General features: G+C 68.6%; 10 protein-coding genes, 1 other RNA gene and 1 pseudogene. 4 read left to right on the top strand and 8 right to left on the bottom strand.

The annotated features are described in order from the left end of the window. Positions 1-3: 3 nt before the first annotated feature. On the top strand, positions 4-1056 hold the full coding sequence (locus tag AB0C16_RS39230) for an alpha/beta hydrolase (protein WP_357691088.1): 1053 nt from the start codon (positions 4-6) through the stop codon (positions 1054-1056). A 231-nt stretch (positions 1057-1287) separates the two neighbouring features. On the opposite strand, the pseudogene AB0C16_RS39225 reads toward AB0C16_RS39230, so the two are convergent. Next, positions 1288-1827, bottom strand: a pseudogene (locus AB0C16_RS39225) (DUF2071 domain-containing protein); the annotation flags it as partial. A 95-nt stretch (positions 1828-1922) separates the two neighbouring features. On the opposite strand from AB0C16_RS39225, the gene AB0C16_RS39220 reads away from it, so the two are divergent. Continuing rightward, the gene (locus tag AB0C16_RS39220) at positions 1923-2603 is read left to right on the top strand and encodes a helix-turn-helix domain-containing protein (protein ID WP_357691086.1); all 681 of its coding nucleotides are present in this window, start codon (positions 1923-1925) and stop codon (positions 2601-2603) included. A gap of 354 nt (positions 2604-2957) precedes the next feature. Here AB0C16_RS39220 and AB0C16_RS39215 read toward each other — a convergent pair whose 3' ends face one another. The 7 genes from AB0C16_RS39215 to prfB all read right to left on the bottom strand — a co-directional run bounded on the left by AB0C16_RS39215 (position 2958) and on the right by prfB (position 9411). Then, complete coding sequence (locus AB0C16_RS39215; protein WP_357691084.1) at positions 2958-3218, bottom strand: isochorismatase family protein; 261 nt, start codon at positions 3216-3218, stop codon at positions 2958-2960. A gap of 7 nt (positions 3219-3225) precedes the next feature. Next, positions 3226-3609: a transfer-messenger RNA gene (ssrA, locus tag AB0C16_RS39210) on the bottom strand. Positions 3610-3921: 312 nt separating this feature from the next. Beyond that, positions 3922-5790 (bottom strand): penicillin-binding transpeptidase domain-containing protein, encoded by a 1869-nt coding sequence (locus AB0C16_RS39205; protein WP_357691082.1) that lies wholly within the window; start codon positions 5788-5790, stop codon positions 3922-3924. Then, complete coding sequence (gene smpB, locus AB0C16_RS39200) at positions 5787-6254, bottom strand: SsrA-binding protein SmpB (RefSeq protein ID WP_189124779.1); 468 nt, start codon at positions 6252-6254, stop codon at positions 5787-5789. The genes AB0C16_RS39205 and smpB overlap by 4 nt, the downstream gene beginning before the upstream one ends. A gap of 23 nt (positions 6255-6277) precedes the next feature. Beyond that, positions 6278-7189, bottom strand: coding sequence for a permease-like cell division protein FtsX (gene ftsX / locus AB0C16_RS39195; RefSeq protein WP_357691079.1), 912 nt, complete (start codon positions 7187-7189; stop codon positions 6278-6280). An 18-nt stretch (positions 7190-7207) separates the two neighbouring features. Beyond that, entirely contained in the window at positions 7208-7897 is a 690-nt protein-coding gene (gene ftsE, locus AB0C16_RS39190; RefSeq protein ID WP_049564761.1) for a cell division ATP-binding protein FtsE, read from the bottom strand. 398 nt (positions 7898-8295) lie between these two features. Continuing rightward, positions 8296-9411, bottom strand: coding sequence for a peptide chain release factor 2 (gene prfB / locus AB0C16_RS39185; protein ID WP_357691077.1), 1116 nt, complete (start codon positions 9409-9411; stop codon positions 8296-8298). A 47-nt stretch (positions 9412-9458) separates the two neighbouring features. Between prfB and AB0C16_RS39180 the strand changes: the two genes are divergently transcribed. Further along, positions 9459-10469, top strand: coding sequence for a hypothetical protein (locus tag AB0C16_RS39180; RefSeq protein WP_357691075.1), 1011 nt, complete (start codon positions 9459-9461; stop codon positions 10467-10469). Positions 10470-10611: 142 nt separating this feature from the next. Further along, positions 10612-10921 (top strand): DUF1932 domain-containing protein (locus tag AB0C16_RS39175; RefSeq protein ID WP_357691073.1); only part of this gene is annotated, 310 nt, incomplete at its 3' end.

Genomic DNA, 10921 nt, shown 5'->3' with positions numbered 1-10921 from the left:
CCGCTGTCCTATCGAGGGCTTCGTTGCCTAAGGGCGCCAACGCACTATCCGTCACCGAATCGCGACGATAGGCACCCAGGCCAGCCACGCTCGACGCCAGCGAAAGCGCTCGCTACCTGCAGAAATGCCTTAACTCACCGGCATTGGCCCCACGTGGGCACGCCGGACGCCGCTCGCGACATGGACGTGCTCAGGGCCGCCCTCGGCGAGTCGCGTCTGACCTATCTCGGCTACTCGTACGGCACCTACCTCGGCGCGACGTACGCGGACATGTTCCCCACCAAGGTGCGCGCCATGGTGCTGGACGGCGCGATCGACCCGACGAAGTCGTCGGCCGAGATGGTCGCCGGACAGGGTGCCGGCTTCGGCGTGGCGTTCACGTCGTTCCTCAAGGACTGCTTCAAGGTCAAGGACTGCCCGTTCAGGACGCACCGGATCGGCCCGTCCGTCAAGAAGGTCGATGCCCTCCTCCGCCGCGCCGACCGGGCACCGCTGCGCAACAGCACGGACGGCCGGCAGGTCAACGAGGCCATCGTGACGAACGGCATCCTCACCTCGCTCTACACCGAGGAAGCCTGGCCGATCCTGCGCAAGGCGTTCGCCAGGGCCTTCAAGGGTGACGGGGAGATCTTCCTGTGGCTCTCCGACCAGGGCAACAACCGGCGGCCGGACGCCACCTACACCAACGACTTCGAGGCCCGCCTGGCGGTCAACTGCCTCGACCACCCGTCGAAGCGCGCCAAGGCCGGCAAGAAGGCCCTGCCCAGCACCAACCCGTGCGACTACTGGCCGGTCAGGAGCAGGACGGTCCCGAGGGCGCTGCACGCCAAGGGCTCGGGCCCGATCCTGGTGGTCGGCACCGTCCGCGACCCTGCCACGCCGTACGCCTGGGCCAGGTCCCTGGCCTCGCAACTGTCGAAGGGCGTGCTGCTCACCTTCGACGGCGACGGCCACACCGCCTACGGAGGCCCGTCGAGGTGCGTGAACACCGCGGTCGACCGCTACCTGATCACCCGCGTCCCGCCGAAGAAGGGCACCGTCTGCCCCAAGGCCTGACGACCTCGGCGCCGGCGCGGAAGCGGTCCCTTGACGAGTACGGCCTCGCTCCGTCCGGCAGCGAGGCCGATCCGCGCCACTACCAGATCGTCGAACCGTGCTCACGCCTGCGGGCGGAAGCGGCGAGGCGGGGGTGGGATGGGTGAGCCGGGCCAGCCAGTCCGACTCGTCCGCGAAACCGGCCAGCAGGGTGGGTGGCCGGGAGAGTTCGACTGCGCCGCAGCGGGCATCCCCAGCCTCCAGCCGCCAGCGGGCCGGGACGCCGTCCCAGTCCGCCTGGATACGGATGTGGTCACGGCTCCACGGCATGCCCCACAGGTGCTGCGGGATCACGACGACAGGGTGGTCCAGGCGCGTGCCGAAGAACCAGACGCCCGCTTCGCCGTACGCGGTGACATAGGCGCGGTAGTTGATCTGCCCGCAACCGATCGTCACCTGCGGGAGGAACCGGAAGTGCAGGTCACGGTCACGAAAGGCGACCGCGGAGACCAGGGCCCCGGGACCGTCGTCGAAAGCCGTCTCCATCGGGGCGAACCCCTCGGGCAGGTGCCGGGCGAGCGCGTCGGCTGACACCCGGTAGCTGACGATCGCGAGATCGTCCAGCTCCGTCCGCGCGTGATACCAGCGTGGGCGCGGCTGGGGCGTGCCGGCGAAACTCCTGACCAGAACAGTACGGTCACGCCGTTCCGGAGCTCGAGCCCTCCCCGAGACGGCCCGGGTCGCCGGGAACGCGTCTTTGGACGCGTGGCGGGGCCGGCAGGTGAGGATCATTCGCCACCAAGGTGCTCCCCCTGCCGGCTCACGTAACTCACGACGGCGGGTGGTGGTGGCTCGATGCGTGCCCCTGTAACCCCTAGGCTGCACCAATGGATTTGAAAGATCGGGTACGCGAGCTGCGCCTCCAGGGCCGCTCCCCGAAAGAGATCGCCCGCGCGCTCAAGGTCCCACCGTCGGTCGTAGCGCCGCTGGTGCGGGCCATCGCCGTGGAGACCGCCCCCACCGGCGAGTCCGAGGTGGCCGGGTGCTGGATCAACACCGGCTGGAGCGACGGACTCGGTGTCGACCCCGCGCGCCGCTGGGTGGACGATGACCCCGGATCCGGCGCGGGCGGCATGGTGTGCGTGCTCGTCGCCCGGCGGCACACGTGGGACCGGATGACGGTCGGCGGCTACCTCGTTGACGTCCACTGTCTCGGCGTGAAAAACGCCATCGGCCCCGACGTGCTCGACGACCTTGAGCTGCGGCGCTTCCGCGAATACTTCTTCGGCGAGTTCGCGGGCTGGCAGGATGCGCCGATCGAGCTGGCCAGGCACCTCGTGCTCGGGTCGATCGACTACGCCCGCACGCTCGGGTTCGAGCCGCACGAGGACTTCGCGCCGGTGGCCGACCTGCTGGGCAAGTGGAAGGAGGATGCGGCGATCAGGTTCGGCCGCGATGGCAGGCCCTTCTACACGCAGGGGCCGCACGACGATCCCGGCAAGGTGCTGCGAACCCTGCGGCGCAAGCTCTCCGACGACGAATTCGACTTTCTCACCGTAGGCCTGTGACGCGCATCGTGAGGTTGAGACAGACGAAACCCACCTCTTGCCTGCGGCGTTCTCGCAGGTAAGAGGCGGTTTCATCGTGTGAACCTTCGTTGTGCGCGTTCGAACTGGAACCCGGCCGGTACCGAGTCCGCGCCACCTACAAGCGGGACGAGGACAACTGGATGATCCTCATCCAACTCCAGCCGACGACCTGATCCTGAGCATGCTCGGCTCTGATCACAGATCCGCCGGCGAGGGTATGGTGACCAGCCTCAATGCGGCGATCTCGATGAGCGCCTGTCCGGCCGACTGCCGAGGTGCACCCAGTCGGGATCATGGACAAGCCCTTCCGGCGTCCACTTGGGGGCGTTGGCCTCACCACTCATCTCCGCGGTCGGCCGCGTCGAGGACGGTGGACAGGACGACGCCGCTGGTACTGATGCCCGCGATGATCAGCGTGGTGGTGCCGTGTTCGCGCACGCCACCGGGATCGGAGACACCTACCGGATCGGCACTACCCGCAGCCGCACCCAGCTCAACGAGGCTCTCTTCATCCGCATAAAGATCAAGGGCGGCCGGATCGGCGATGTCGCCGTCCGACCGCCCTTCGGCGATCTCTTCCGTATGTTCGAACACGGAACACAGGTGGAGGTGGCGGGAATCGAACCCGCGTCCTTCAACTCCAAGGCAGGGCTTCTCCGGGCGCAGCCCGCTGTGCTTTTCTCAGCCCCGGCGATCACGCAGGCGAGTCGCCGACGGGCTCAGCCACTGTGAGATTTCCCGAACTCCCCCGTGGCCGGGTAGATCGGTTGAGCCTTCTAGCGATGCCAGACACCGGGCCGAAGGCACTCCCGGGCTGACAGTGGTTTCGCTACTTAGGCAGCGAGAGCCAGGGAACCCTGGCCGACCACAGCGTGCTTGTTATTGGCACTTATTTTTCGCGGTCACAGGATTAACGAGGTTATGTCCGCAGTCCTCGGCCCGCTTCACCTGACTTGCAAAGTCAAAGTCGAAGCCAGTCACCCCCTGTGCAGTTGTCAACACGACCCCGAAGAGCCGAGCAACATGACGATACCCCTGATAACACCTGCGATGCCAACTTGATTCCCGGCCTGCTCCCCGCCTGATCCCCGGCATGGCAGAACCCCCGGGAGCGCGGCGCGAGGCACGCGCTCCCGGGGGCCGACCGGCAGGGTCGAGCCGGTCCGGACGGCAGGACTTCCCCCGAGATGAAGTCCTGGCTCATCGCGGCGACCGGGTCCGCAACCCCCCGAGCGGGCCCAGTCACTGTGTAAGACGCCTGCGCCCCCCGGATCGGTTGCTCACCGTCACGACGATTTCACGACGGGGCGTGCAGAGTCGCGAAGAAGTCGCCGGCCACGGCCGCCGGATCGTAGTTACGGGCCAGGACCGCGATCGCGATGTCGCCCTGCCACCCGACGAACCAGGCCTGCCTGCTGCCCTCGTCGCCGGCCGGGGCGGCCACGCCGTAGACCCGGCCGCGGCCGGTCTGCGCGGGCGTGCCGGCGGCTCCGGCCCGCATCATCGCGGTCAGCGCGGTGCGCACCTTGGGATCGAGCGCGACCGGCTGGGGCGGCGGATCGGGGACGATCTCCGCCGTGGGGTCGGGCGTGCTCGGCTCGCTCACCAGCACGGGCGGGCGCCAGGTGCCCGACGCGACGGCCGCCGCGACCAGGGCCATGGACAGCGGGCTCACCTGGACGGTCTGCCCGGAGATGGCCTTGGCCTTGTCGGCGTCGCTGCCCAGATTGGGCAGCGACCCGCTGAACGACTTGAGCGGCAGTTGCCACGGCTGCCCGATGCCGAACGCCTTGGCGCTCCTGGCCAGCGCGGGCGCGTCGACGCGGCGCGCGAGCGAGGCCAGCGCGGTGACGCAGCCCTTGGCGAAGTTCTCCTGGAACGTCGGCGACGGGCCACCCGCCTGACCCGCCTGACCCGCCTCGGCGAACCTGGCGCCGCCCACGGAGCGCTCGGCCGGGCAGGGCAGCCGCTGCGTGGTCTTGACTCCGGCCTTGATCAGCGCGTCGGAGGCGACGATGGAGAAGACGGTGCCGGCCGGATATCTGCCCGCCAGCACGTCCTTCTCCTCGTGCATGCCCTTGGCCGCGACGGCGCGGATCTCACCGGTCGACCGGTCGACCGCCACCAGGGCGCCGGCCTCGGCCCGGTCGACCGCCGACTCGGCGGCGGTCTGGACGGCGCGGTCGATCGTCGTCTTGACGGAGCGGTTCTCGCGCCCGGGCCACTCCTGCAGCAGGGTGGCCTCCTTGCCGGTCTTCAGATCGAGGGTGATCACCCTGGTCCGCGAGGAACCGGTCAAGTGGTCCTGGTAGGCCTGCTGGAGCCCGCTCTGCCCGACCGAGTCGCCCGCCCGCTGCGGGCCGCCGAGCTTCTGCTCGGTCTCCGGGGTGAGGGCGCTCACCTTGCCGACGATCTCCATCGGGGCGTCGGGGGCGAAAGGCTGCTCCCTGCGCTGGGTGGTGATCTGCGTGATGGAGTCGAGCTTCGGCTTCATCGCGAGGTAGCGCGTGCGGCCGAACGTGGCCAGCTCCACGAACTGGCTGGGCGGCGACGACCTGATCCGGCTCAGCAGGCGGTCCTGGGCGAACCCGGTGATCGCCGAGAGCCGCCTGACCACCTCTTCGGCCTGGTCACCGAGCTGCGAAGGGATGACGCCGGCGACGTAGAGGAACTGGGGGCGCTGCAGCGAGGCGCCGCTCCTGTCGACCACCGGCTGGCGCGGGGTGGTTTCGGTGTCGACGGCGAACCGCTGGCCCTCCTTCAGCTGCGGATGCAGCACCGAGGGCGACCAGCGCACCCTCCACTCGCCGTCGACCAGGTGCAGCGGGAGCACCGAGTCGTAGACCCAGAGCGGGTTGTTCTCCCCCAGGTCGATCTCGGCTCGGAAGTCGGCCCGCGACTCGTCGCCCTCGACGCTGACACTCTTGATCTTGAAGCGGAACGACGCCGCGTCCAGCTCCAGCTTGGCGTCGGACAGCGCCTTGCGCACGGCCGCCCGATCTCCGTCGGTGCGGCCGGCGGCCAGGTCGTAGTCTTCGGACTGCCAGCCCACGAGGAAGTCGCGCACCGCGTCGTGCGGCGACGACTCGTCGAAGCACCCGGTCAGCGTCGTGCACGCGAGCGCCAGCGTGACGGTCGCGGAGAGGGTGCGGCGAGCTCGGCTCATCGGCTGCGGTGCCGCAGTGCCCGGGCCATCTCCCGCTTGGCCTGCTGCTCGGCAAGTGTCTGCCGTTTGTCCCAGTCTTTCTTGCCCCGGGCGATGCCGATCTCGACCTTGGCCCGGCCGTCCTTGAAGTAGAGCAGCAGCGGGATGATCGTCAGCCCGCCCTCCTTGGTCTTGGCGGCCAGCTTGTCGATCTCCTTCTTGTGCAGCAGGAGCTTGCGCTTGCGCCGGGCGGCGTGGTTGGTCCACGTCCCCTGGGTGTATTCGGGGATGTGGACGTTGAGCAGCCACGCTTCGCCACCCTCGATGGTGGCGTAGCCGTCGGCGAGCGAGGCCCGCCCCTCACGCAGGGACTTGACCTCAGTGCCCTGCAGCACCAGACCAGCCTCGAAGGTGTCCTCGACGTGGTAGTCGTGCCGGGCACGCTTGTTCTGGGCGATGACTTTCCGCCCGGTCTCACGTGGCATGCCTCGACCTTACCGGCGATCCGCTAGACCCTGAGGTAACGGCGAAGCGTGATGAACGACGCGAGCACACAGATCACGACGCCGATCCCCAAAGTGCCCATGATGACCGAGGCAACGGAGTCCCAGCCCAGCTGGCTGCCGATCGCGAGGTAGCGGGCCAGTTCCTCGAAGATGAACACCTTGGCCAGGATCAGGAAGACCGCGGCCACCACACCGCCGATCAGGCCGGCGATCATGCCCTCCATCACGAAGGGCAGCTGGATGTAGAGGTTGGACGCCCCCACCAGCCGCATGATGCCGGTCTCACGACGCCGGTTGTAGGCCGACAGCCGGACGGTGTTGCCGATCAGCAACGCCGCGGCCAGGACCAGGACCACCGCCACCACGAGCGCGCCCCACCGGAGCGTGTCGAGCATGTCGAAGAAGTTGCCGATCAGGTCCTTGTGGTTGGTCACCTGCGAGACGCCGGGCTGACCCTCCACGGCCTGGATCACCGGCTGGTAGTTGTCCGGATCGACCAGCTTGATCCGGAACGACGTCGGCATGTCCTCGACCTTGGTGGCGTCGACGAGCGCCTTGTTGGAGGCATAGGACTGCTGGAAGTTCTTGTACGCCTCCGCCTGGTTCTCGTAGAAGACCCCGTCCTTCTTGACCCCCGGGAGCTGCTTGATCTGGTCCTGGAGGGCCTTGGTCTGCTCGGCGGTGATCGCCTTGCCCTTGCAGGCAGGTATGGCGGAACCCTTGTTGCACAAGAAGACCGAGATCTCGACCTTGTCGTACCAGAAGTCCTTCATCATCGAGACCTGAGTGTTGATCATCAGGCCGACGCCGAGCATCGCCATACCGACCGCCACGGTGATGATCACCGCGATCGTCATGGTCAGGTTGCGCCGGAGGCCGATCCAGACCTCGGAGAAGATGAAATTCGCCCGCATTTCTGCCTGCTACTCCTGTCAGTACGCCTGGCCGTAAACGCCACGCGACTGGTCACGGACGATCTTGCCGTCCTCCAGCTCCACGACGCGCTTGCGCATGGAGTCGACGATGGCCGCATCGTGCGTGGCCATGACGACCGTGGTGCCAGTCCTGTTGATCCGGTCGAGCACCTTCATGATGCCGATGCTCGTCGCGGGGTCGATGTTGCCCGTCGGCTCGTCGGCCAGCAGGATCATCGGCCGGTTGACGAACGCGCGGGCCATGGCGACGCGCTGCTGCTCGCCGCCGGACAGCTCGTCGGGCATGCGGTGGGCCTTGCCTTCCAGGCCGACCAGCTCGATGACCTCGGGCACCACCTTGCGGATGAACCGCCGCGGCTTTCCGATGACCTCGAGCGCGAACGCCACGTTCTCGTAGACGTTCTTGTTCGGGAGCAGCCTGAAGTCCTGGAACACGCAGCCTATGCGGCGGCGCAGGTGGGGCACCTTGAAGTTGGAGAGGCGGGCCAGATCCTTGCCGGCGACGTGGATCGCACCGGAGTTGGGCCGCTCCTCCTTGAGGACCAGGCGCAGGAAGGTGGACTTCCCTGATCCCGAGGGGCCGACGAGGAACACGAACTCGCCCTTGTCCACGTCGACGGAGACGTGGTCGAGCGCGGGCCGGTTCTGGTTCGTATAGACCTTGGTGACATTATCGAAATGGATCACGAGAGCATCACGGCATGCCAGTCTAGAGGTCGAGACGGAAGCGAGGGTGGCACATGCCCACTTCCCGCCGCTCGCCCATCGGGGACGCCTCTCTTTACCAATGATCGACGTTCCGATTGGCCAGAGGACAGTCTAGGGGGAAGACTGGCATGGAACGTCCATAACGGAAACAAAACGATTGTGCGGCTACACTTGGGGCTGACATGAGTTGCGAACACCTCGTATGCGCGCAGTGTGCCCACCCGGTCATCGAAGGCCGCTGTGCGGTCTGCCGCGCCAACCGTGAGCGCATGCACAGCCGCGGCTTCGGCGGGCTGTCGCCCGCCCTGATCATCCTGCTCCTGGTCCTGCTGCTCTTCCTGACGCTGGCGCTCAAGCACCTAAGCGGTCTCTGACAACTAGGCGTTCTCTGACTCCTGGCGGCGCATCCAGCGGATCTCCGACTCGATGAAGCCGTCGATGTCGCCGTCGAGGACGGCCGACGGGTTGCCCGCCTCCGTGCCCGTGCGCAGGTCCTTCACGATCTGGTAGGGGTGCAGCACGTAGTTGCGGATCTGCGTGCCCCATGACGTCGTGCTGGCGCCGCGCAGCTCCGACATCTTCTCGGCCTCCTCCTGCCGCTTGCGCTCCAGCAGCTTGGCCTGGAGCACGACCATGGCCGTGGCGCGGTTCTGCAACTGCGAGCGTTCGTTCTGGCAGGAGACCACGATGTTGGTCGGCAGGTGGGTGATGCGCACCGCGGAGTCGGTCGTGTTGACGCCCTGGCCGCCGGGGCCGGACGAGCGGTAGACGTCGACGCGGATCTCGTCTTCGTTGATGTCGATGTGGTCGGTCTGCTCGACGACGGGCACCACGTCGACGCCGGCGAACGAGGTCTGGCGGCGGCCCTGGTTGTCGAACGGGCTGATGCGGACCAGCCGGTGGGTGCCGTGCTCGCCGCGGAGCGTGCCGTAGGCGTAGGGGGCCTTGATCGTGAAGGTGGCCGACTTGATGCCGGCCTCCTCGGCGTAGGAGGTCTCGTAGACCTCGGTGGAGTAGCCCTTGCGCTCGGCCCAGCGGAGATACATCCGCAGCAGCATCTCGGCCCAGTCGGCGGCGTCGACGCCACCGGCCTGGGAGTTGATCGTCAGCAGCGCCTCGCGGGAGTCGTATTCGCCGGACAGCAGGGTGCGGACCTCGAGCGCGCCTATGTCGGACCGGAGCGAGGAGAGCTCCTTGTCGGCCTCGGCCCTGGTGTCGTCGTCGCTCTCCTCGGCCGCGAGCTCGTAGAGGACGCCCAGGTCGTCGAGCCGGCGGACCAGGCCGTCGACCCTGTTGAGCTCGCTCTGGAGGTGGGACAGCTTGCTGGTGACCTTCTGGGCCTGGTCGGGGTCGTCCCACAGATCGGGGGCGGCAACCTGCTGCTCCAGCTCCTCGACCTGCTTGCGCATCGCGTCGAGGTCGAGCACGTCCTGGATGCTTCGGAGGGTGCCCGCGAGCTCGTTGATCTCTTCTGCCGGATCGATGACTGCCACGTCTCCCAAGGGTACGCGACCCTCGCCCGCCCGAATAACATGGCGAGGTGCGTACACAAGGTCGGCGGAAGGCGCTGGCGCTCGCCGCCGTCCTGCTGGCCGGTGCGACCGCCTGCTCCGCCTCCGCGCCGCCGGCCCCCTCCAAGGCCGCGGCGGCGACGGCCACGAGCGGGCCCTCGACTCCGGCGCCGCCGCCCCCGGCCGTCACACGGGCCGAGGCCGCCAAGGCCTTCGCCACCTTCATCGCCACCGACGACCTGCTGCGCGCCGGCGGCGATCTGCGACTGGCGCTGGAGATCAACCGCGACGCCGAGGCCAAGCTGACCGAGGCCGCCTTCAAGTCCACCCGCAACAAGCCGCCCCGCTACACGTGGGGATCGCCGACGTTCTACGTCCCGCGTTTCGGCGCGGGCGAGGGATCACCCTGGTTCACCGTGCTGGTCACCCGCGACGACCGGCCGGTGCTGCTGACCTTCGCCAAGTCCGACGACTGGCGGCTCAGCTCGGCGACGCGGCTGCTGTCAGGGCAGAAGGCGCCGCCGATCGCGCTCGACGCCGAGGGCTACGCGACCGTGCTGGCGCCGGGCGACCGGAGCGTCACGATCAGTCCTCAGTACATGGGGCCGCTGCACGCCACGGTGGCGGAGGCGGGGGCCACCGGCGTCACGGCCGGCCTGCTCGCCGCCGGCCCCTACACCACGGACATCGCCGAGGAGATCACCGTGGAGCGCGACCGGGCCAAGGCCGACGGGTTCAGCTACGACTCGATCTTCAGCGGCAACGACAACCCGGTCTACGCCCTGCGCACCGCGGACGGCGGCGCCCTGATCCAATACTCGCTGTCGCGCAACACGACGACGACCACCAAGACGGCCGAGGACGATTACATCCCGGTGCCCGAGGACGCCCGGTGGGCGATCAACGCCCACGTGGTGCGGCGCACGCTCCGGCTGACCGAGACCCACCAGTACGCCACGGCCGTCCCCCCGTCGTCGGCCCCGGCCGCCGCCCGGGTCATCGCCCACGACGGCACGCTGACCCGCGCGTCCGGCGAGTGACCGGCTGACCCTCGGCGGCCGCGCCCATCCCTCCCCGGTCAGCGCACCAGCCCGCCCGCCGGTAGGCGGCTCGTCGTCCTGGCTCGTCTCCGGCGGCGGCGCGCGGCGCTACGCCGAGCTCCTCACCCCGCTCGGCGCGCGGGTGGACGTGCTCGACGGCCCCGCCGGGCTGGCCGCCGAGCGCAAGCTCCCGCGCAGCGTGTTCTTCAAGGGCCTGGCCGCAGCCGTGGTCGAGGCCCTGGCCGCGGGGCGTGCCGCAGGGTGCGAGGACTGGCTCCGCGAGAACATCACCGACGAGTTGACCCGGGCCGACGGCGACACCGTACGGCGCCTGGTGGAGGGGACCCACCGCCATGCCGTGCGCCGCACCGCCGAGATGGGGGCCGCCGCCGACCTGCTCGACGACCTGGGTGTCCCGCCCCTGATCAGCCGGGCCGCCCAGGTCGTCGAGC

Origin of the sequence: Nonomuraea sp. NPDC048916 (genome assembly GCF_040649575.1) — a bacterium.
Taxonomy (GTDB): Bacteria; Actinomycetota; Actinomycetes; order Streptosporangiales; family Streptosporangiaceae; genus Nonomuraea.
Note: the sequence above shows the minus strand (reverse complement) of the source record. Positions and strands in the feature narration are given on the sequence as shown.